This is a genomic window from Streptomyces sp. MK7, from assembly GCF_032658145.1.
In the GTDB taxonomy this organism is placed as follows: Bacteria; Actinomycetota; Actinomycetes; order Streptomycetales; family Streptomycetaceae; genus Streptomyces; species Streptomyces spiralis.
In genome coordinates, this window is record NZ_JAVACL010000018.1 from 129,717 (window position 1) to 152,052 (window position 22,336).

Genomic DNA, 22,336 nt, shown 5'->3' on the forward strand with positions numbered 1-22,336 from the left:
CGGGGGAGGCTCGGGCGCCGGGCGTACCCGGCCGCTTCGCCGCCGCGTGCCGGGAGCAGTCGGGGGCCCGCGCGGACGCTGCGCCCCTTGAAGGAGGGCCGGAGAACGGCTTCCCCCAGGGAGGCGTATCGAGTCTCATGCGCGTCGGATGACCAGCACGGCCACGTCGTCGAGGTGGTCCACCGCGGCGACCGCGCCGAGGATTCGGTCTGCGGTCGCCTCGACGTCGAGCCGGTCCTGGAGGGCTCGGCCGGCCAGCGCTCCCGCTCGCTCCAGTCCGGCTTCCAGGGTCAGGCCCGGCCCTTCGACCACACCATCGGTGACCATGACCAGCGCGGTGCCCTCCTCCAGAGTGAAGGTCTCCTCGGGGTACTCGCTGTCGGGCACGATTCCCAGGACCGGCCCGCCGGGAAGTGCGTGGATGGTGTGGCTGCCGTCGTCGCGTGCGTGGAGCAGCGGCACATGGCCTGCGCTGGTGCCGATGACCTGTCCGTCCTGCGGATCGAGGTGCAGCATGGTGCAGCTTGCGAAGCGTGGCACGTCCATCGCGACGAGCAACTCGTTGGTACGCGCCAGCACCGTGCCGGGCTCGGGCTCGTGGGCGGCGATCGCGCGCATGGACGAGCGCACCTGGCCCATGAAAACCGCGGCATCCACGTCGTGCCCTTGGGCGTCGCCGATCTCCAGTGCGACCGCACCGTCGGGGAGGAAGAACGCGTCGTACCAGTCTCCGCCGACGTCCAGCCCGTCCCGGCTGGGCTGATAGCGGGCGGCGATCTGCAGGCCTGGGAGGTGCTCCGGCAGCGTCGGGAGCATGCTCTGCTGGACCGCCGTGGACAGCTCGACGTGGGCTTGCTGCAACCTGATGCGCCTCAGCGCCTGGCCTGCCAATTCGGCCAGAGTCGTCATGAAGGCGAGCTTCTCGGAGGACGGGGAGTGCTCACTGTCGTACGTCACCGCCCAGGCCCCGAGCGGCTGGTCGTCCGGCGGGCTGAGGGGGGTGATCGACAAGGCGGTGCCGGGGACGGGGCGCGGCACGGACAGACTGTCATCATGCATCCAACGGCGGACGAACTCCTCGTGGTTGGGGAAGAACTGCGCCTGACCGGTACGGATCATGCAGGGCAGCGGCCGGTCCTCGTCCAGCGACAGGCCGTGCAGCGCATCGGCCTCCCACGTGGGGATCCCGGCATCCGAGGAGACCCGCAAGCGCCCGTTGTCGACCAGCGCGAGGAGGGCACCGGAACCTCCGACGGCCGCGGCGAGCCGGGCCAGGACGACCTGCTGCAGTTCCTGCTCGGTGGCGGCGGTGAACAGGGCGGAGGAGAACGCGGCGATCTCTTCGGCGCGCTCGCGCTCCGCGCTCACCTCGGCCAGCACTGCCTCACGGTGTGCCTCCGACCGGGTGTCGTCGCGGACCACCGCGAAGACCCGTTCGGGGCCGCCGTACCCCAACTGCACCCGGCGGGTCTGGCCCGCGAGGACACGCCAGCCGTCCTGCTCGGTGAGGAACCGCGACCTGATCCACGGGGACTGGGCGGCGGTGGAGCGCACAAGCCGCCGCACGTCCCTCCGGTCATCAGGGTGCACCCGCCTGATCATCTCGGACAGGGACACCGACGCCTGCGGGAAGAGCGCGGCCAAAGCGGGTGCGCCACCCAGCCACTCCACCTGGTGCTCTTCGGGGGAACACATGCAAAGGCCGAGGCCGGCAGCCTTCGCCGCAAGCCGGAACGGGATCAGCAGACCACCGAGGTCGTGTTCCGCATCCAACGAGTGCACCCACACGAGCCGCTCGCCACTCGCGGGCTCCCTCACCGGCCGCGCCTCGACGAGGCAGACCACAGACGCGGTGCCCGCGCCGGGGAATTCCAGCACGCGCATCGCAAGCCTCCTCGTCGTGGCCCCGTGCTTCAGCAGGCTCTCGGCCGAGACGCGTTGATCCTCGGAGAGGAGATCACCGAAGCCATGGCCCGCGCACTGTTCCCGCGGCCTGCCCAATGCCCTGGCCATCGCGGCGTTGAGAGAGCGGATGACGCCGTCCAGGGTCAAAAGAGCCGACGGTGTGGCCCTCTGCAGGAGTTCGTCCGAGGCGTCCATCTGCCGCTCCTGACGATCGTCGAGCGATATGACCTCGTCGTCCTTCAACAACGGTATCCGCCTCAGAGCAGGCCGCGCCCACCAGGAGTGGCAGCGACCCCGAGACTCGAGACGTCTCGTGCCGTACGGTGGCGGGTCGGCCGCGCCACCGGTCATGTGTCGTCCTCCGACCGGCCCGAGAAGCGTCGCACGACGCGATGCCGGCCGGTCGACGCTCGGTGAAACCGCAGGTCAGCCCAGTTTGCGGAATAGCCCCTCCTGCACCACGGACACGATCAGCTGCCCCTGCAGGTTGTAGATGCGGCCCCTGGCGAGGCCGCGGCCCCCCGTCGCGATCGGTGACTCCTGGTCGTACAGGAACCACTCGTCCGCGCGGAACGGCCGGTGGAACCACATGGCGTGGTCCAGCGACGCCATGTCGAAGCCCCGCGGCCCCCACAGCGGCTCGACCGGGAGGCGCACCGCGTCGAGCAGGGTCATGTCACTGGCGTAGGTCAGCGCGCAGGTGTGCACGAGCGGGTCGTCGCCGAGCGGCCCGACCGCGCGCATCCACACGGCACTGCGCGGCTCGGCGTCCTTGACCTCCTCGGCCGTCCAGCGCAACCGGTCCACATAGCGGATGTCGAAGGGCTGGCGACGTGCCATGCGCTCCAACTGCTCCGGCAGGGCGCCCAGATGGGCCTGGACCTCCTCGGCGATCGTCGGCAGGGACTCCGGGGACGGGACGCTGCGGGCGGGCGGCAGCTGGTGTTCGAAGCTCCCTTGTTCAGGTTTGTGGAAGGAGGCGGTCAGAGTGAAGATCGTGCGGCCCTGCTGCACCGCGGTGACCCGGCGGGTGGTGAAGGACCTCCCGTCCCGCACCTGCTCGACCTGGTACACGATCGGCACCCCCGGCCGGCCCGGGCGCAGGAAGTACGCGTGCAGCGAGTGCACCGGACGCTCGCCGTCCGTGGTGCGGCCGGCGGCGACCAGGGCCTGGCCCGCCACCTGGCCGCCGAAGACACGCTGCAGGGACTCGTGGGGACTGCGGCCGCGGAAGATGTTGACCTCGATCTGCTCCAGGTCGAGCAGGTCGACGAGCCTTTCGGCCGGGTTGGTCATGGGCGGGACTCTCCTGTGCTGGGTACGGATCGGCGCCTGCTGGTGGCCGGCCGGCAGGTGCTCATGGCCGGCCGGCACCCGTTCACACCTGCCCGACGTCGGTCACCCGGACCACCGCACGGCCCTCGGCGTCGGACGCGGCGAGGTCGATCTCCGCGCTGATGCCCCAGTCGTGGTCCCCGTTGGGGTCGTCGAAGATCTGGCGCACACGCCAGAGCCCGTGCTGCGGCTCCTCCTTGATCACCAGCAGCCTGGGGCCGCGGGCGTCGGGACCGGTGCCCAGGTCCTCGTACTCGTCCCAGTACTTGTCCATCGCCTCGCCCCACGCCTCGGCGTCCCACCCGGCCTCGGCGTCCATCTCGCCCAGCTCCTCGACCTGGTCGAGGGCGGCGAGTTCCACACGGCGGAACATGGCGTTGCGGACCAGGACGCGGAAGGCACGCGCGTTGGAGGTGACCGGCTTGACCTGGTCGGCCTTCTCCTGGGCCTCCTCGGCGGTCATCTCCTCCGGGTTGGCCAGCTGCTCCCACTCGTCCAGCAGGCTGGAGTCGACCTGGCGCACCATCTCGCCCAGCCAGGCGATCAGGTCCTGCAGGTCCTCGGACTTCAGATCGTCCGGGATCGTGTGCTCCAGAGCCTTGTAGGCGCCGGCCAGGTACCGCAGCACGATGCCCTCGGTGCGGGCCAGCTCGTAGAAGGACACCAACTCCGTGAAGGACAGCGCGCGTTCGTACATGTCACGGATCACGGACTTCGGCGACAGCGGGTGGTCGCCGACCCAGGGGTGGCTCGTGCGGTAGGTGTTGTACGCGTGGAAGAGCAGCTCCTCCAGGGGCTTGGGGTAGGTGATGTCCTGGAGGCGCTCCATGCGCTCCTCGTACTCGACGCCGTCCGCCTTCATCGCGGCCACGGCCTCGCCGCGCGCCTTGTTCTGCTGGGCGGCGAGGATCTGCCGCGGGTCGTCCAGCGTGGACTCCACGACGGAGACCATGTCCAGCGCGTAGGACGGGGAGTCGGGGTCCAGCAGCTCGAACGCGGCCAGCGCGAACGTGGACAACGGCTGGTTGAGCGCGAAGTCCTGCTGGAGATCGACCGTCAGGCGGACGATCCGGCCCTCGGCGTCCGGCCGGTCGAGCTTCTCGACGATGCCGCCGTCCAGCAGCGAGCGGTAGATGGCGATCGCCCGCCGGATGTGCCGCAGCTGCTGCTTGCGCGGCTCGTGGTTGTCCTCCAGCAGGCGGCGCATCGCCTCGAAGGCGTTGCCGGGACGGGCGATCACCGACAGCAGCATCGTGTGCGTGACCCGGAACCGGGACGTCAGGGGCTCCGGCTCGGAGGCGATCAGCTTGTCGAAGGTGGTGTCCGTCCAGCCGACGAAGCCCTCCGGTGCCTTCTTGCGGACGACCTTGCGGCGCTTCTTCGGGTCGTCGCCCGCCTTGGCGAGCGCCTTCTCGTTCTCGATGACGTGCTCGGGTGCCTGAGCGACGACGAAGCCCTCCGTGTCGAAGCCCGCCCGCCCGGCCCGGCCGGCGATCTGGTGGAACTCCCGGGCGCGCAGCGTGCGCACACGGCTGCCGTCGTACTTGGTCAGAGCAGTGAAGAGCACCGTACGGATCGGGACGTTGACGCCCACACCGAGCGTGTCCGTGCCGCAGATCACCTTCAGCAGGCCGGCCTGCGCGAGCTTCTCCACCAGGCGCCGGTACTTGGGCAGCATGCCGGCGTGGTGGACCCCGATGCCGTGCCGGACGTAGCGGGAGAGGTTGCGGCCGAACTTGGTGGTGAAGCGGAAGTTGCCGATCAGCTCGGCGATCTTCTCCTTCTCCTCGCGGGAGCACATGTTGATGCTCATCAGCGCCTGCGCCCGCTCCACGGCCTGCGCCTGGGTGAAGTGCACGATATAGACCGGCGCCTGCCGCGCTTGGAGCAGGTCGGTGAGCGTCTCGGTGAGCGGGGTGCGGCGGTACTCGTAGGACAGCGGCACCGGGCGCGTCGCCGAGCGGACCACTGCGGTGGGGCGGCCGGTGCGGCGGGTGAGGTCCTTCTCGAAGAACGAGACGTCGCCGAGCGTCGCCGACATCAGGACGAACTGCGCCTGGGGCAGTTCCAGCAGCGGGATCTGCCAGGCCCAGCCGCGGTCGGGCTCGGCGTAGAAGTGGAACTCGTCCATGACGACCTGACCGACGTCCGCGTCCTTGCCGTCGCGCAGCGCGATCGACGCCAGCACCTCGGCGGTGCAGCAGATGACGGGGGCGTCGGCGTTGACGGAGGCGTCGCCGGTGAGCATGCCGACGTTCTCGGTGCCGAACAGCTTGCACAGCTCGAAGAACTTCTCCGACACCAGCGCCTTGATCGGCGCGGTGTAGAAGGTGACCTCGTCCCGGGCCAAAGCGGCGAAGTGCGCACCGGCGGCGATCATGCTCTTGCCCGAGCCGGTGGGCGTCGAGACGATCACGTTCGCACCGGAGACCACCTCGATCAGCGCCTCCTCCTGGTGGGGGTAGAGCGTGAGACCCCGTTCCTCGGCCCACGACTCGAAGGCTTCGTAGAGGGCGTCGGGGTCGGCGGTCGGCGGCAGCTGATCGATGAGGGTCACGCACCCATCTTGCCTGGCCCCCCGCCCGAGGAGGGAATCGGCTGCCGGACCGAAGATCACGACCGCTACGCTGTGGCGCCGACGTGGCAACAGTGCGCCAGGACAACTGGACAGCGACATACGAGGAATGGGGCGGGGATACGGCCATGATGGGACCAGCACACTCACTGTCGGGCGCAGCGGCCTGGCTCGGCGTAGGAGCCGCGGCCGCGGCGGCCGGACATCCGATGCCCTGGCCGGTCCTGCTGTGCGGCGCCCTGATCTGTGCCGGGGCGGCGCTCGCCCCGGACCTCGACCACAAGGCCGCCACCATCTCGCGTGCCTTCGGGCCGCTGTCCCGCTGGCTCTGCGAGATCGTCGACAAGCTTTCCTACGCCGTCTACAAGTCGACGCGCAAGCAGGGCGACCCGCGCCGCTCCGGCGGGCACCGGACGCTGACCCACACGTGGCTGTGGGCGGTGCTGATCGGTGCGGGCGCCTCGGTGGCGGCGATCACCGGAGGCCGCTGGGCGGTGCTGGCGATTCTCTTCGCGCACATGGTGCTGGCCATCGAGGGTCTGCTGTGGCGCGCGGCCCGCGGCTCCAGCAGCGACATCCTGGTGTGGCTGCTGGCCGCGACCAGCGCCTGGATCCTCGCCGGGATCCTGGACAAGCCCGGCAACGGCTCCGACTGGCTGTTCACCGCTCCGGGCCAGGAGTACCTGTGGCTGGGGCTGCCGATCGTGCTGGGCGCGCTGGTGCACGACATCGGGGACGCGCTGACCGTCTCGGGCTGCCCGATCCTGTGGCCGATACCGGTGGGCCGCAAGCGCTGGTACCCGGTCGGCCCGCCGAAGGCGATACGGTTCCGGGCGGGCAGCTGGGTCGAGCTCAAGGTGCTGATGCCGGCGTTCATGGTCCTGGGCGGAGTGGGCTGCGCCGGCGCGCTGAACTTCATCTGAGGCGCGCGCTCGGCCGGCTGGGGCGCACCGATCTAGGGCGCCTGTTCACCGCCCTGCCCCGCGTCGCCGCCGTAGCGCCGGGCGAACCGGGCGATGCGGCCCTCGGAGTCCACCGTGCGGGCTCTGCCCGTGTAGAACGGGTGGCTCTCCGAGGAGATCTCCACATCCACCACCGGGTAGGTCTGGCCGTCGTCCCAGTCGATCGTCTGGTCGCTGGTCGCGGTCGACCGGGTGAGGAAGGCGTATCCGGCGGCCCGGTCGCGGAAGACGACGGGGCGGTATTCGGGGTGCTTGTCCTGTTGCATGCGTGCTCCTCGTGCGGCGGGGGCGGCGCACTGGGCCAAGGCGGCGCCGACCGGGCGGCGGTTTCAGCCCGACAGGGTGTCCTCGTCGACGACATGCATCGCGGCCTCTTCGGCGGAGGCCGCCGCGCCGTCGATGCCCACGTCCGTGGCGACCAGTGCGCTCTCCTCGTCCTCGTGCGCGCCTTCGTCGGGTGCGACGAGACGGCCGGAGCGGGCCGCGCCGACCTCGTTGTCCAGGACTTCCCCGTCGGTGCCCTCGACGTCGCCGATGCCGTCGCTGTCCGGCGCGGCCAGATCAGGCAGCTCCTCGGCCAGGCGCTGGTCCAGGGTCTCGCCGTGTTGGCGCTCCGCCGCGGTCACACCGGTGTGCTCCACGGCCCATGGCCGCTCCGGAGGGGACCAGCCACGGTCCAGGGGATCGTCGACACCGTCGTACACCAGCGTGTCCTCCGAGTCGAGCACCCCCGTGTCTTCCTTGATCTCGGAGTCCTCGTCGGGCTGGTAGACGTCGTCTCCCCATCCGTCGGCGTTGTCCACGGATACCTCCAGGTGGTGGGGAAGGGCCCGTTCTCACCGCGGCCGACGGCCGGCCGCCGGTGCGCGGCTGTCACCCGGCACGAACCGGACGGTTCCCGGGCGCTCCCCGAGCCGCTGCCGCTTTCCAGCCTTCCACCGGTGTTCGGCACCGCGCAACGGCACGGCAGCCGCATCCCGGCCGCACACCGTCCGGCGACGGCCCGGTACCCGGTATCGCGCCCGGTATCCGGCCCGTCACCAGAGCCGAAGCCGCGGACGCGGGCCGGGCCGATACGGCGACCGGCCTGCGAGACGGCCACGGCCCAGCGGACGGCCACAGGGCTTCCGCGCGTGCGACCCCCACCCGAGCACACGTGCCCCCGCGCGGGTCGGGATTCCGCCCGCGTGCACGTGACCTCCACCCGCGTGGGCCGGGATCTCGCCCGCTCAGCCGTGCCAGGACCGCCACAGTGCCGCGTACGCGCCATCGGCCGCGACGAGCTCGTCATGACTGCCCAGCTCGCTGATGCGGCCGCTCTCGACGACGGCGATCACGTCGGCGTCGTGGGCGGTGTGCAGGCGGTGGGCGATGGCGACGACCGTGCGTCCGTCGAGGACCCTGGCCAGGGACCGCTCCAGGTGCCGGGCTGCTCGCGGGTCCAGGAGCGAGGTCGCCTCGTCCAGGACCAGCGTGTGCGGGTCGGCCAGGACCAGGCGGGCCAGCGCGATCTGCTGCGCCTGGGCCGGTGTGAGGGCGAGACCGCCGGAGCCGACCTCCGTGTCCAGGCCGTCGGCGAGGGCACGGGCCCAGGCATCGGCGTCGACCGCGCCCAGCGCGGCCCACAGTTCGGCGTCGGCCGCGTCGGAGCGGGCGAGCAGCAGGTTGTCGCGCAGGGAGCCCACGAAGACGTGGTGCTCCTGGTTGACGAGGGCGACGTGGGAGCGTACGGCCTCGGCGGGCATCCGGGACAGTTCGGCACCGCCGAGGGTGATCCGGCCGTCGCGGGGTGCGTAGATACCGGCGAGCAGCCGGCCCAGCGTGGACTTGCCGGCGCCCGAGGGGCCCACCAGGGCCAGCCGGGTGCCCGGTGCCACCCGCAGGGACACCTCGCGCAGCACGTCGACGCCTTCCCGGTAGCCGAAGTGCACCCGGTCCGCGTGGACGTTCCTGCCGTCCGGGGCGAGCGAGTCGTCCCCCGGCTCCGGCTCGATGTCGCGGACACCGACCAGCCGGGCCAGCGACACCTGCGCCACCTGCAGCTCGTCGTACCAGCGCAGGATCAGCCCGACCGGGTCGACGAGCATCTGCGCGATCAGCGCGCCCGTGGTCAGCTCGCCGACCCCGACCCAGCCCCGGAGCACGAACAGGCCACCGACCATCAGCACCGAGGCGAGCACGGTGACATGGGTGACGTTGATGACCGGGAACAGCACCGAGCGCAGCCACAGCGTGTAGCGCTCCCACGCCGTCCACTCCTTGATCCGGCGCTCCGACAGGCGGATCCGCCGGTCGCCGAGCCGGTGCGCCTCCACGGTGCGTCCGGCGTCGACGGTCTCGGCGAGCGCGGCGGCCACGGCGGCGTAGCCCGCGGCCTCCGACCGGTACGCGGACGGCGCCCGCCGGAAGTACCAGCGGCAGCCGATCACCAGCAGCGGCAGCGCCAGCAGTACGGCGGCGGCGAGCGGGGGCGCCGTGACCACCAGGCCGCCCAGCAGCAGTGCCGCCCAGACAACCCCGATCGCCAGCTGCGGAACGGCCTCGCGCATCGCGTTGGCGAGCCGGTCGATGTCCGTGGTGATGCGGGACAGCAGGTCACCGGTGCCCGCCCGCTCGAGCACGCCCGGCGGCAGCCCGACCGACCGGACGAGGAAGTCCTCGCGCAGATCGGCCAGCATCCGCTCTCCGAGCATCGCGCCGCGCAGCCGGACCTCGCGGACGAACACGGCCTGGACGAGCAGAGCCAGCACGAACAGCGTGGTGGTGAGCCCCAGACGGAGTTCCCGGGTGTCGTCCGAGACGCGCTCGACCAGGTCGCCCAGCAGCCAGGGTCCCGCCATGGAGGCGAGCACGGCGACGGTGTCGACGGTGACGAGGAGCAGGAAGGCCCGGCGGTGCCGGCGCAGCAGCTCCAGGACATAGGCGCGTACGGTGGCGGGGGCGCCGACGGGCAGGGTGGTCGCCGTCGTCGGAGCCGCCGGGTCGTACGCCGGTGGGGCCACGCCGATCACGCGGTCTCCTCGATCTCTTCCAGGGCACCCCGCAGGGCCGCCTCGTCCTCGAGCGGATCCTGCGCCGAGCCCCGCGGGGCGCACCCGCCCGCCGGCGGATGCCGCGCGTCGCGCCGCAGTGTTCCCTCGCTGCCGAGCACCTCGTGCACGGCGCGCTCCTCGTCCGTCTCCCGGGTCACCACCGCGCGGTACCGGGGTTCGGTGCGCACCAGATCGCGGTGCACGCCGACCGCCACCGCCGTCCCCTCGTGGACGAGCACCACCCGGTCGGCGCGGTCCAGGAGCAGCGGCGAGGAGGTGAAGACCACGGTGGTGCGTCCGGTCCGCAGGGCCCGCAGTCCCTCCGCGATCCGCGCCTCGGTGTGGGAGTCGACGGCCGAGGTGGGCTCGTCCAGGACGAGCACCTCCGGGTCGGTGATCAGGGACCGGGCCAGGGCCAGACGCTGGCGCTGGCCGCCGGACAGTGACCGGCCGCGCTCGGTGATCCGCACGTCCATCGGATCGCCGGCCACCGGCGACGCCTGGGCCAGCGCGTCCAGGACGTCGGCGCACTGGGCCGCCGCCAGCGCCGCATCGGCGCAGACATCACCGGAGGAGGGGACATCGAGCAGATCGCGCAGCGAACCGGAGAGCAGCACCGGGTCCTTGTCCTGGACCAGGACGGCCGTGCGGGCCGTGTCGAGCGGCAGCTCGTCCAGCGCTACGCCGCCCAGCAGCACCGAGGCTCCCGGCTCGGGCTCGGCGGGGTGGCCGCCCAGCCGGTCCGCGAGGCGTCCCGCCGCGTCCGGATCGCCGCACACCACGGCGGTCAGCAGGCCGGCGGACACCCGCAGCCCGGTCTCCGGGTCGTACAGGTCACCGGAGAGGGCGGACACGGGCGCCCCGGCCGGGGGCGAGGAGACCTCCGAGATCCGCTCCTCGACCGTCCGCTCCCTGGCCGTCCGCTCCTCGACCGTCCGCTCCTTGGCCGTCCGTTGCTGGGCCGTCGGTTCCGCGGACGTCGGTTCCGAGGTCCGTTCCAGCGACAGCACCCGTGCGGCCCGTCTGGCCGACGGGCGGGAGAAGGAGTACGCCATGGCGATCTCCTCGAAGTGCCGCAGCGGATAGGTGAGCACCATCACGGAGCTGTAGACGGTGACGAGTTCGCCCACGGTGATCCGCCCCGTACGGGCCAGGTGCACGCCGTACCAGACGACGGCGATCAGCAGCAGGCCCGGCAGCAGGACCTGGACGGCGGAGATCAGGGACCACATACGGGCACTGCGGACGGCCGCGTGCCGCACCTCCTGGGAGGCGCGGCGATAGCGGTCGAGGAACAGCTCCTCGCCGCCGATGCCGCGCAGCACCCGCAGGCCGGCGACGGTGTCGGAGGCCAGTTCGGTGGCGCGCCCCGCCTTCTCGCGTTGCAGGTCGGCACGCCGGGTCGCGCGGGGCAGCAGCGGCAGCACCGCGAGCGCCAGCGCGGGCAGACCCGCGGCGACGATCACGCCGAGTGCCGGCTGGTAGACGAGCAGAGCGACACAGACGAGCACGACGGTGACCGCCGCCGCCGTGAACCGGGACACCGCCTCCACGAACCAGCCGATCTTCTCGACGTCACCGGTGGAGACGGCCACCACCTCGCCGGCCGCCACCCGCCGGGTCAGGACCGAGCCCAACTGGGCGGCCTTGCGGGCCAGTAGCTGTTGTACGCGTGCGGCCGCCGTGATCCAGTTGGTGACTGCGGCGCGGTGCAGGAAGGTGTCGCCGAGCGCGTTGCCGGCGCAGGCCAGCACCAGCAGTCCGCCGGTCAGGGCGAGTCGCGTGCCGGAGCGGTCGACGACCGCCTGGACGGCGAGGCCGACGCAGAACGGCAGCGCGGAGACCGAGGCGAAGTGGAGCAGGCCCCAGGCCAGTGCCCTCAGCTGCCCGCCGAGCTGGTTCCGCCCCAGCCACCACAGGAATCGGGGACCCGAGCGCGCGTCCGGCACACCCGGGTCGGGATACGGAAGGTCTTGAATCTGCATGACGTCCCAGTGGCTCGTGTCAGGGGCGGAAGGGGCCGCGAAGGGCGGCGACAAGTTGTGACAGCCTCGCTGCGCCCAGTTGTGGAAAGCAAGCGGTTTTCCGCGCGGGGGAACGGGATTGGATGCCCCGGGCGCACTCCGTACGCCTGTGCGCCTGCTGTGCTTCCTGGCCGACCGACATGCCCCGCACATTCCAGAGAGAGGCAGATAAGGCTATTTGGACCAATGCCGAGTAGATCGTCCGTATCGTGATGGCCACCATGGGTTCATGCGAAGCGGTGATGCAAGGCGTGCGATGGCTGCGGGCGCGGCCTGCGGTTTCCTTCTGACGGCCCTGGCCGCGTGCGGTGGTGAGCGGGCCGGGGCCCGTCACGCGGACGTGCCGAGACCCGGCGGTCCCTCGGGTACCGCGCGGCCCGTCCCGTCCGTGCGACCGGCCCCGGCCCCGGCCCCGGCCCCGGTGCCCGGCATCGGTGAACGGCTGTGGCAGCAGGTGCCCGTGGGCACCCGTCAGGTGGTGGCGGTGTACGGGGAGCACGAGGACTCCCCGGACTCCACGCTCGTCCTCTACGAGAAGCGAGGGTCCGCTTGGCACCTCATCCGCAGTTGGCCGGCGCACAACGGCAAGCGGGGCTGGGCGACGAACCACAGCGAGGGCGACGAACGCACCCCCGTGGGCGTGTTCACGCTCTCCGACGCGGGCGGCATCCTCGACGACCCGGGTTCGCTGCTGCCGTACACCCAGGACGAGGAGGCCTTCCAGACCCCGTACTACTGGGACGAGGCGCACTGGCACGACTTCGACTACGTCATCGCCATCGACTACAACCGCCTGCCGGGCACCCGTCCCGATGATCCGACCCGACCCCTGGGCCAGAAGAAGGGTGGGGGCATCTGGCTGCATCTGGACCACGGCGACGGCACGTTGGGCTGCGTCAGCGTGCCGGAGTCCGCGATGGAGTATCTGCTGCGCAGACTCGACCCGGAGGACACCCCCTGGTCACCGGTCCGCTGCTCCACCGCGCGTAGGTGCGCCGACGCGGCGGCATGCCAACGCGTTGTGCCGGTCGAGTCGGGCCGGGCCGAACGCCGGCCCGGCGTCTCAGCAGCCGCGCCCCCGTGCCGGTGCCGCGCCCACCAACGTGTCCAGCAACCCGCCGAGCGCCTGGCGCTGTTCGCCCGTCAGCGGTGCCAGGATCTCCGCCGCGGCGGCCCGGCGCGCGCTGCGTAGTTCTCCCAGGGCTGTGCGCCCGTCGTCGGTGAGTTCGACGCGGACAACCCGGCGGTTGACCGGATCGGGAGCCCGGCGCACCTTGCCGCTCGCCTCCAGCGCGTCCACGAGCGTGGTCACCGCGCGGGGCACGACCTCCAGGGACGCGGCGAGGTCCGCCATGCGCGGCGGCTCACCGAAGTGCGCGAGGGTGCGCAGCAGCCGGGACTGGGCCGGTGTGATGCCCAGGGCGCGCTCCTGCAGATGGCGCTTCTGGATGCGGTGCACCCTCCGGGTGAGGCGCAGCAGCTGCTCGGCGAGCAGGCCGTCGGGGTCGGGGCTGGTCATGCGGGAACAATATCAGGACCAGGTTCATTATGAGCATAGGTAACAATGAGCTAGGATCCGTCAGTCGTCGCCGGCCGCACGCCAGGGCAGGCGCCCGCCCACCCCCGTAGGAGCCCATGCATCCCGACCGCCAATCCACCTGGACCCCGCCCCCCGACGCCAAGGACCAGCCGCGGCAGGTCCGCCGCATCCTGCGGCTGTTCCGCCCCTACCGGGGCCGGCTCGCGATCGTCGGCCTGCTGGTCGGCGCCTCCTCGCTGGTCTCCGTCGCGACGCCCTTCCTGCTCAAGGAGATCCTCGACGTCGCGATCCCGCAGGGCCGCACCGGACTGCTGAGCCTGCTCGCCGCGGGCATGGTCCTCAGCGCCGTCCTCACCAGCGTCTTCGGGGTCCTGCAGACCCTGATCTCCACGACCGTCGGCCAGCGCGTCATGCACGACCTGCGCACCGCCGTCTACGGCCGGCTGCAGCGCATGTCGCTCGCCTTCTTCACCCGCACCCGCACCGGCGAGGTGCAGTCCCGGATCGCCAACGACATCGGCGGCATGCAGGCCACCGTCACCTCCACCGCGACCTCCCTGGTCTCCAACGTCACCAGCGTCGTCGCCACGATCGTCGCCATGATCGCCCTGGACTGGCGGCTCACGATCGTCTCCCTGCTCCTGCTGCCGGTGTTCGTGTGGATCAGCCGCCGGGTCGGCAACGAGCGCAAGAAGATCACCACCCAGCGCCAGAAGCAGATGGCCGCGATGGCCGCCACCGTCACCGAGTCGCTGTCCGTCAGCGGGATCCTGCTGGGCCGCACCATGGGCCGCGCCGACTCGCTCACAGCGGGCTTCGCCGAGGAGTCCGAGCGCCTGGTCGACCTCGAGGTCAGGTCGAACATGGCCGGCCGCTGGCGCATGGCCGTCATCACGATCGTCATGGCCGCGATGCCCGCGGTCATCTACTGGACCGCGGGCATCGCCCTCCGGCTCGGCGGCCCGCAGGTCTCGCTCGGCACGATCGTCGCCTTCGTCTCGCTCCAGCAGGGCCTGTTCCGCCCCGCCGTGAGCCTGCTGGCGACCGGCGTCCAGATCCAGACCTCGCTGGCGCTCTTCCAGCGCATCTTCGAGTACCTGGACCTGCCGATCGACATCACCGAGCGCGAGCGGCCGGTCCGCCTCGACCGCGTCAAGGGCGAGGTCCGCTTCGAGGACGTGTCCTTCCGCTACGACGACAAGGGCGGCCCCATCCTCGACGGCATCGACGTCACGGTCCCGGCGGGCAGCAGCCTCGCGATCGTCGGCCCGACCGGCGCGGGCAAGTCCACCCTCGGCTACCTGGTGCCGCGGCTGTACGACGTGACCGGCGGCCGCGTCACCCTGGACGGGGTCGACGTGCGCGACCTGGACTTCGACACGCTCGCCCGCGCGGTCGGCGTCGTCTCGCAGGAGACGTACCTCTTCCACGCCTCGGTCGCCGAGAACCTGCGGTTCGCCAAGCCGGACGCCACCGACGAGGAACTCCGGGCCGCGGCGAAGGCGGCCCAGATCCACGACCACATCGCGGCCCTGCCCGACGGCTACGACACCGTCGTCGGCGAGCGCGGCCACCGGTTCTCCGGCGGCGAGAAGCAGCGCCTGGCGATCGCCCGCACCATCCTGCGCGACCCGCCGGTCCTGATCCTCGACGAGGCCACCAGCGCCCTGGACACCCGAACGGAGGCCGCCGTGCAGGAGGCCATCGACGCCCTGTCCGCCAACCGGACCACGCTCACCATCGCGCACCGCCTGTCCACCGTCCGGGGCGCCGACCAGATCGTGGTCCTCGACTCCGGGCGCGTGGCCGAACGCGGCACCCACCAGGAACTGCTCGAGTTCGACGGGCGCTATGCGGGGCTGGTCCGCCGGGACGCCCGGCTGGAGCCGGCGGACGGGGATGCCGAACGGGAGCGCACGAGCCAGGACGTTCGACCGGAGCCCACGAGCCAGGACGCCCAACTGGAGCCGTCCGGCTGACGAAGCCGGCCGAGGCTCCTGAGCCCCGAGGCCCTCGAGACCCCCGCAGGCCTCAGGCCTCAGATCTCAGGCCTTTGAGACGACCACGTCAGGCGGCAGCGGCCGGTTCCCCGGCCGCGAGCAGCCGCCGGATGTCGCGTACGGCCGCGCGTCCGGCCCGGTTGGCGCCGACAGTGCTCGCCGAGGGGCCGTAGCCGACCAGATGGACCCGGGGATCGGCGACCGCCCGGGTCCCCTCGACGCGGATGCCGCCGCCCGGCTCGCGCAGCCCGAGCGGTGCCAGGTGACCGAGCGCGGCCCGGAACCCGGTCGCCCAGAGGATGACGTCGGCCGTGACACGCCGCCCGTCCGTCCATTCCACCCCGTCCGGTGTGACCCGTTCGAACATCGGCCGGCGGTCCAGCACCCCGTCCTTCAGCCCCTGCCGGACGGCGTCGTTCAGCGGCAGTCCGGTGACCGAGACGACACTGCGGGGCGGCAGCCCCTGCCGCACCCGGTCCTCGACGAGCGCCACCGCGGCCCGGCCCACGTTCTCGTCGAACGGACCCTCGCGGAAGACCGGCGGGCGCCGGGTCACCCAGGTGGTGGCGGCCGCGTACGGTGCGATCTCCAGCAGGTGCTGGGTGCCGGACGCGCCGCCGCCGACCACGATCACCCGCTGCCCGGCGAACTCCTCGGGACCGGCGTACTGGGCGGTGTGCAGCTGCCGCCCGCGGAAGCTCTCCTGGCCGGGATACCTCGGCCAGAACGGCCGGTCCCAGGTGCCGGTCGCGTTGATCAGGGCGCGCGTCGACCACACACCGTCCGAGGTGTCCACGAGCAGCCGCCCCGCGGTGCCCTCCCGTACGGCCCGTACGTCCACCGGGCGCCGCACCCGCAGGTCGAAGGCGCGCTCGTACGCGGCGAAGTACTCGGCGATGACCTCGGACGACGGCCGCGCGGGGTCGGCGTCCGTCAGCTCCATCCCCGGCAGCGCGTGCATCCCGTGCACCTTGCCGTACGTGAGCGACCGCCACCGGAACTGCCAGGCGCCGCCCGGACCGGGGGAGTGGTCCAGCACCACGAAGTCGCGGCCCGGCTCGAACCCGGTGCGCCGCAGGTGATACGCGCCCGACAGCCCGGCCTGACCGGCCCCTACGACGACCACCTCGACCTCGCGTGTACTGTCCACGTCAGCCCTCAACCGTGCCGGGAGCGGGGATCTTCCCGGAATCAAGGAGGATGGGGGCATGTCACATGCCTTCACCACTCGAGTGCTGAACGTCGCCTCCGGCTCACGGGAGACGGTCGTCGACCTCACCCGCGACTGCGAGGCGTTCCTGCGGGAGACCACCGACGGCCGTGACGGCCTGCTGAACCTGTTCGTGCCGCACGCGACCGCAGGGATCGCGCTCATCGAGACCGGCGCGGGCAGCGACGACGACCTCCTCGCCGCGCTGCACACCCTCCTGCCCGCCGACGACCGCTGGCAGCACCGCCACGGCAGTCCCGGCCACGGCCGTGACCACGTCCTGCCCGCCATCGTCCCACCCCACGCGACCATCCCCGTCCTCGGCGGCCGGCTGGCCCTGGGCACGTGGCAGTCGGTGTGCCTGGTGGACACCAACAAGGACAACCCGAACCGTCAGGTGCGGCTCAGCTTCCTCGGCTGACCGGGATCGTCCTGGGGATGGCCGTCAGACCTCCGTGCCTTGCGTCCGGGTCGTCCTGACGGACGGCGTGAGGCCGGTGATCGCAGACGTCGTACTCGAGTTCGACAATGCGTGAAGGACTGGTGTGCGTCTTGAAACGGCCTGGTCATAATGTTGCGCTCATGGGAGTCATCTGATCGATTCGGTGCGTCCTGGTGGACGAGAGCCAGACAGGGCAATGGCCGGCGTAGTGCTGCGTCGGATGGACAACGGGGAGGGGTCCGGGGGACATGGCCTGGGAGGAATGGGAGCAGCTGAAACGAGATGCGGCGGAGCGGCGGTCCACCGGCATGCGGCTGGACCAGCTGCCGGCCGACGGGGGCGGCGGGAGTGCGCAGCCGGGCGGCGACCTGACGGTGAACCACCAGGACCTGGCCGCCATCGGCGACAAGGCGTTCGACCTCTGGGACGCGCTCGGCAATCACGGCCGGGACGCCTGGTCCAGCAGCCAGTCCGCCGCCTCCGATCTGAAGGGGCAGGGCTTCAGCCTGGGGGGCGGTTTGGACCACGTGCAGGAGCGGTGGGAACGCCAGCTGACCACCCTCCTCGACGCCTGCGCGCACATCTCCAACCACCTGGAGTTCACGAAGCGGGTCCACCGCGGAAACGAGCACTACATCGCGGGCCGGCTGAGCAGCATCGCGACGCTCGACCAGGGCTTCGGTGAGGAGGCCGGTCGCTGATGGACCTGGACACGCTGCGGTTCGGCCGCTTCGGCACGCTGGGGACCGCCGTGGCGGACTGGGCGAAGGTCGTCAGCCACCTTCAGACGCTGGAGAAGGACGCACGCGAAGGTCTGAAGGGGGCGGCCGAGAAGGCCGACTGGAGGGGTGTGAACGCCACGGTGACCCGTGAGTTCATCACCAAGACGGCCGGTGAGTTCGCCGACGCTCATGCCGAGGCGAGCAGCATCCACAACATCCTCAAGGACACCCACGACGAACTCGTCGGCTACCGCGACCAATTGAACCAGGCGATCTCCGAGGGGCTGAAGAAGAACCTGACCGTGATGGACACCGGCAACGGCTCCTTCACCGTCACCATGAACATCCACCCCGACCGGGCTGCCGAGGGCACCTCCGTGCCCGACCACAGCCAGCAGGACGTGGATCACCTCCGGGACGAGGTCCAGCGGATTCTGAAGGCGGCCACCGAGAGCGACAACTCGGCCGACCAGGCCCTGCGGGTCCTGGTCGACCAGACCGAGTACGGCTTCTCGAGCGCCTCCTACAAGGACCGGGACTCCGCCGCCGAAGCCATCGAGGAAGCCGAGAGGCTGGCCAACCTCCTCAAGACCAAGGGCGATTCGATGTCGCCCGAGGAATTCGACGCGCTCAACCGGTCCCTGGCGAAGTACCGCAACGACCCGCTTTTCCAGGAGAAGTTCGCCACCACGCTGGGCCCCAAGGGAACCCTCGGCTTCTGGGCCGACCTCTCCGACCCGTCCGACGGCGGCGACCTGCAGCGCTCCCGCCACGACCAACTGGGCGAGCTGCAGAAGAACCTCGGTCTCGTCCTGGCCGGCGCCACCCGCTCCGACTCCCCCGCGATGCGCCAGTGGGAGGACCAGATGGTCCAGCTCGGCGACGACCGGATCCAGACCCGCGGCACGCAGGTCTACGGCTTCCAGCTGATGAGCAACCTGATGCGCGTCGGGGACTACGACGACCAGTTCCTGAACAAGTACGGCAACGCCCTGGTGGCGACCGAGAAGAAGATGCGCCTGCCGGACCACTACTGGAACACCGGTGCGCCGCCGATGCCGAAGATGAACTTCATCGGGGCCGGCTTCGGACGCGACCCGATGACGGGCCTCATGACCGGACTGTCCAACAGCCCCGAGGCCGCGACGGACTTCTTCAACACCACCCAGCCCCAGGACAACGCCGAATGGGTGCTCAAGGACCGGCCGGTCTTCGACGACACGCCGCTCGACGACCACGACGGCAACCAGTCGCGAGAGGCGACCGGCAAGGCCCTGCTGGCCGCGGCGACCGGCGTGAACCCCGGTGATCCGCACGCCGTCCCCGTCGCGCACACGGCGGACAACCGGCACGTGCTCGACCGGTCCCTGAAGTACCTCTCCGAAGCCGGCGACGACATGCCGCCCGAGTTCCGCGACGACATGGCCACGGTGCTGGTCAACTGGGGCGACGAGGTCCACAACACCGCGAGTTCCCTCGCGGACGATCCCGGCGACCCCCGGCAGCTGGACCGCCACCAGCTGCTGGAGGTGGCCAAGCAGGTCTCGCGCGACCAGAACGCCTACGGCATCCTCAACGACGGCCTCAACCGTGAGATGGTGCGCGACATCTACAGCGACCACCCCAGCGACCCGAAGGAGACCCTCCTGCGAGCCGGGCACACCGTCGGCTTCCTGGAGGAGGCCCGCTACCAGGCGCTGAAGACGGACAAACACGACCCGTCCTGGGACGCCAAGTGGCTGTACCACGGCTTCGGCGGTGCCGTGAACTTCATCCCCGTCGTGGGCGACGCCGCACAGCGTGGTGTGGACGCGCTCGCCTACCAGTGGCAGCTGGACGAGCAGAACCGCATCGACGAGGAGGCCGCCCGGCAGAACGGGGAGGTCTTCACCGCCCGCGAGAACCAGTTGCAGAAGCTCGCCGACCTGTGGATGGACGCCAACCCCGACCACCACGGCAACAACCGCTACACCCTCACGTCGGAGATCAACGGAGCCGCGTTCGACGGAAACTCGCGCGCTCAGGGACTGGCAGGAGATCAGTGACCAAGCAGACCCGGAAGGCACGGTCGCGGCCGCGCCGGTCGAGCGGACGCCTGCTCGCCACCGGCACCGTCGCCTGCGCCGTCCTCCTCTCGTCGGCCGCCTGCTCGCAGGGCGGCCGGGACTACGCCGTCCCCGGTGACCTCTGCGGGGTGACCGTGGACTCCAAGCTGGTCGCCCCGTTGCTGCCAGATGGCAAGAAGCTCACTCAGCGTTCTTCCGACGCCGGCGCGACGAGCCCCCGGTGCCGTGTCTCCGTGGACGGCGACCTCGTCCTCTACATCTCCAGCGACCTGGTCTCGCCCGACACCGACCCCTTGAAGGTGCAGGACCGCGGTCTGCAGAGGCTCGGCCACCCCTCACCGGCCGACATCGGCGACGCGGCACGCGTCGCGGACCGGGGCGCCATGGCGGTCGCCGACTGCACCAGAGCAGGCGGCAGGAAGCGCATCGCCACGCTGATCCAACTCGAACAGGAGCATCCCGAGGACAGCTCCCGACGCAGAAAGGACCTGACACAACTCCTGCGCGCATACCTCCCCAAGGCGATGGCGGCCCTGGAGTGCGACACCGCATGAAGACGTATGTCGCAGAAGAAGCCCCCGCGGCGGCGATGGCCGCGAGGATGCATCCCGCTGCCGCGACGAAGCCGTTAAGGACGACGGCGGCCATGGTGATCTCGGTCGGGGCCCGGTCGAGCGCGGTACTGCGGTGAGAGGTGTGACGGCGCGGTGCCCGAGCAGCGCCTTGCGTTCTGTCGGCAGTAGCCCGCCGGAGCCCGGCCCGTCTGCGTGCGGATATCCCCCGTACCCCGTGCCGCGAAAGTCACCGTCGTTGCCGGTGCTCGGCAGCGTTGGCTACCCTCCCTGAGCCGGACATCGTCAAGAACCCGTCGGCGGTGCGGCAGAAAGAGGGGGAGGACGGAGTGGCGGAGCTGCAAGCGGCCGAGTACCTGCGCGGGTACGCCGAGACACTGGCCGAGGTCTCCGCCACCGGGCGACGGCTCACCCGGAAGGAACTGGACGAGCGTCGCGCTCTTGGGGAGCGGGCCGCCGACGCAGGTCACGGTCTGCGTGATCTTGTCCGGCAGCATCTCGCCGAGACACGGAGGTCCTGGCCGGACGGGGCGTCATCCAGCACAGGCAGCATCCTGGCCGCGGTGGAGCAGGCCGTCGACGCCTTTGCCGAGGGGTACGAGCGGGCGCAGCGGTTGGCGGTACGGCAGGAGGAGGCCGCACGTCAGGAGTTCATCGACGACCTGCTGTACGGCCGCAGCGACCTGGGTCGGCTCGCCGAGCGGGCGGAACGCTTCGGGCTGGTCCTCTCGCGCGCGTACGCGGTCGCGGTGGCCGGGGGACCCGAGGCATACGACGACACCGCGCCGGTCACCCGCCGGGTGGAGGCCGCTCTCATCGCACGGTTCGGTGACCGCCGCATCCTGCTCGCCACGAAGAACGGGCAGTTGATCTGCATCGCACCCGGCGACGAGGACGAAGTCCTGGCGTACTTCGCCAAGCAGGCACACGCGGCGACGGACGGCAGCCGAGTGGCCATCGGGCGGCCGCAGCCCGGCGCCGGCGGCGTGGTGCACTCGTACGAGGAGGCACTCAGCACGCTGGAGCTGGCGGCGCGGCTGGATCTCGACGATCCGGTTGTGCGCGCCGCCGACCTGCTCGTGTACCCCGTCCTGACCCGCGACCGTCAGGCCATGGCCGACCTTGTACTCAGCGCGCTCGGACCGCTCAGGGGCGCCCGGGGCGGTGCGGAGCCGCTGCTGCGAACACTGGAGGCGTACTTCGACTCGGGATGCACGGCGGCCGAGGCGGCGCGCCGCCTGTCGTTGAGCGTCCGAGCCGTCACCTACCGGCTGGAACGCATACACCAGCTGACCGGAAGCAACCCGGCGGACCCCATGCACCGCTACACCCTTCAGACCGCGGTCATCGGGGCCCGGCTCCTGGGCTGGCCCGCTCAGCAGATCTGACCCGGTGGCGGCGGCACGCCCCGTGACCGTGGCGTACACGAACTCCGTCACTCGGCTCTCCTTGGTCGCCGGCGCGACAGCGGAGGTCTGGGCGGCGACGACCCGCCTGGCCCGGGCCGGCTTTTGGACGCTGCACACAGGGAGGCTCGCGCAACAGCCCCGTCACCGGTACTGCGGGCGCCATTCGAAGAGCAGGACGGTCGCGTCATCCCGCGGTTGGTTGCGCTGGTGATCGAGGATGGCGTGGATGAGCAGCCGCAACGCCTCGGCCGGGCGCTGTCCGGCGGCGCTCGAGCGGATGATGAAGCCGGTGAACCGGCCGAGGCCGAACTCCGCACGGTCCGCGTCGCGGGCCTCCACGACACCATCGGTGCAGAGCAGGACGCAATCGCCTGGGTCCAGGGTCGTCTCGTGGACCTGCCGGGCTGCCGGGGCGAGTGGGCGCACCAGGCCGATCGGCGGCTGCGGGGGGGGGGGGGGGGGGGGGGGGGCGGGCCCCCCCCCCCACCCCCCCCCCCACGGCGCCGCACCGCAGTGGGGGGGGGGGGGGACAGCACATTAAC

Annotated in this window: 15 protein-coding genes and 3 pseudogenes; 8 read left to right on the top strand and 10 right to left on the bottom strand. The window is 71.3% G+C overall.

The features are described 5' to 3' along the window. Positions 1–135: 135 nt before the first annotated feature. From R2S09_RS21075 to R2S09_RS21085, 3 genes are all read right to left on the bottom strand, one after another. On the bottom strand, positions 136–2,100 hold the full coding sequence (locus R2S09_RS21075) for a SpoIIE family protein phosphatase (protein ID WP_316742598.1): 1,965 nt from the start codon (positions 2,098–2,100) through the stop codon (positions 136–138). Positions 2,101–2,331: 231 nt separating this feature from the next. After that, on the bottom strand, positions 2,332–3,201 hold the full coding sequence (locus R2S09_RS21080; protein WP_316742599.1) for an acyl-CoA thioesterase II: 870 nt from the start codon (positions 3,199–3,201) through the stop codon (positions 2,332–2,334). An 82-nt stretch (positions 3,202–3,283) separates the two neighbouring features. Next, positions 3,284–5,797 carry a DUF3516 domain-containing protein gene (locus R2S09_RS21085; RefSeq protein WP_316742601.1) on the bottom strand — a complete coding sequence of 838 codons (2,514 nt, stop codon included), beginning with the start codon at positions 5,795–5,797 and terminating at the stop codon, positions 3,284–3,286. Positions 5,798–5,943: 146 nt separating this feature from the next. Here R2S09_RS21085 and R2S09_RS21090 point away from each other — a divergent pair, with 146 nt between their 5' ends. Then, positions 5,944–6,738 carry a metal-dependent hydrolase gene (locus tag R2S09_RS21090; RefSeq protein WP_306185433.1) on the top strand — a complete coding sequence of 265 codons (795 nt, stop codon included), beginning with the start codon at positions 5,944–5,946 and terminating at the stop codon, positions 6,736–6,738. Between the two features lie 32 nt (positions 6,739–6,770). Here R2S09_RS21090 and R2S09_RS21095 read toward each other — a convergent pair whose 3' ends face one another. From R2S09_RS21095 to R2S09_RS21110, 4 genes are all read right to left on the bottom strand, one after another. Then, the gene (locus tag R2S09_RS21095) at positions 6,771–7,043 is read right to left on the bottom strand and encodes a type B 50S ribosomal protein L31 (protein ID WP_316742603.1); all 273 of its coding nucleotides are present in this window, start codon (positions 7,041–7,043) and stop codon (positions 6,771–6,773) included. A gap of 63 nt (positions 7,044–7,106) precedes the next feature. Continuing rightward, entirely contained in the window at positions 7,107–7,580 is a 474-nt protein-coding gene (locus R2S09_RS21100; RefSeq protein WP_306185430.1) for a DUF5709 domain-containing protein, read from the bottom strand. A gap of 426 nt (positions 7,581–8,006) precedes the next feature. Further along, positions 8,007–9,788, bottom strand: a complete 1,782-nt coding sequence (locus R2S09_RS21105) for an ABC transporter ATP-binding protein (protein ID WP_316742604.1) — start codon at positions 9,786–9,788, stop codon at positions 8,007–8,009. Further along, entirely contained in the window at positions 9,785–11,794 is a 2,010-nt protein-coding gene (locus R2S09_RS21110) for an ABC transporter ATP-binding protein (protein ID WP_316742605.1), read from the bottom strand. Before R2S09_RS21110 ends, R2S09_RS21105 begins: the two co-directional genes overlap by 4 nt. Positions 11,795–12,089: 295 nt before the next feature. Here R2S09_RS21110 and R2S09_RS21115 point away from each other — a divergent pair. Then, positions 12,090–12,773, top strand: a pseudogene (locus R2S09_RS21115) (L,D-transpeptidase family protein); the annotation flags it as partial. Positions 12,774–12,896: 123 nt separating this feature from the next. Here R2S09_RS21115 and R2S09_RS21120 read toward each other — a convergent pair. Further along, positions 12,897–13,352: a MarR family winged helix-turn-helix transcriptional regulator gene (locus R2S09_RS21120; RefSeq protein WP_306185424.1), complete on the bottom strand. Its 456-nt coding sequence runs from the start codon at positions 13,350–13,352 to the stop codon at positions 12,897–12,899. A 116-nt stretch (positions 13,353–13,468) separates the two neighbouring features. Between R2S09_RS21120 and R2S09_RS21125 the strand changes: the two are divergent. Further along, positions 13,469–15,262 (top strand): annotated as a pseudogene (locus R2S09_RS21125) (ABC transporter ATP-binding protein); the annotation flags it as partial. A gap of 178 nt (positions 15,263–15,440) precedes the next feature. Here R2S09_RS21125 and R2S09_RS21130 read toward each other — a convergent pair. Continuing rightward, a complete protein-coding gene (locus tag R2S09_RS21130) occupies positions 15,441–16,523 on the bottom strand; it encodes an NAD(P)-binding domain-containing protein (RefSeq protein ID WP_316742611.1) in 1,083 nt (360 codons plus the stop codon). 58 nt (positions 16,524–16,581) lie between these two features. Between R2S09_RS21130 and R2S09_RS21135 the strand changes: the two genes are divergently transcribed. From R2S09_RS21135 to R2S09_RS21155, 5 genes are all read left to right on the top strand, one after another. After that, on the top strand, positions 16,582–17,004 hold the full coding sequence (locus tag R2S09_RS21135) for a secondary thiamine-phosphate synthase enzyme YjbQ (RefSeq protein ID WP_306185419.1): 423 nt from the start codon (positions 16,582–16,584) through the stop codon (positions 17,002–17,004). Positions 17,005–17,273: 269 nt separating this feature from the next. Beyond that, positions 17,274–17,726 (top strand): hypothetical protein, encoded by a 453-nt coding sequence (locus tag R2S09_RS21140; protein WP_306185417.1) that lies wholly within the window; start codon positions 17,274–17,276, stop codon positions 17,724–17,726. Beyond that, the gene (locus tag R2S09_RS21145; protein WP_316742614.1) at positions 17,726–19,792 is read left to right on the top strand and encodes a hypothetical protein; all 2,067 of its coding nucleotides are present in this window, start codon (positions 17,726–17,728) and stop codon (positions 19,790–19,792) included. Before R2S09_RS21140 ends, R2S09_RS21145 begins: the two co-directional genes overlap by 1 nt. After that, a complete protein-coding gene (locus tag R2S09_RS21150) occupies positions 19,789–20,367 on the top strand; it encodes a hypothetical protein (RefSeq protein ID WP_316742615.1) in 579 nt (192 codons plus the stop codon). Before R2S09_RS21145 ends, R2S09_RS21150 begins: the two co-directional genes overlap by 4 nt. 347 nt (positions 20,368–20,714) lie before the next feature. After that, on the top strand, positions 20,715–21,773 hold the full coding sequence (locus tag R2S09_RS21155; RefSeq protein ID WP_306185712.1) for a CdaR family transcriptional regulator: 1,059 nt from the start codon (positions 20,715–20,717) through the stop codon (positions 21,771–21,773). Positions 21,774–21,935: 162 nt separating this feature from the next. Here R2S09_RS21155 and R2S09_RS21160 read toward each other — a convergent pair. Then, positions 21,936–22,244 (bottom strand): annotated as a pseudogene (locus R2S09_RS21160) (PP2C family protein-serine/threonine phosphatase); the annotation flags it as partial. Positions 22,245–22,336: the final 92 nt, after the last annotated feature.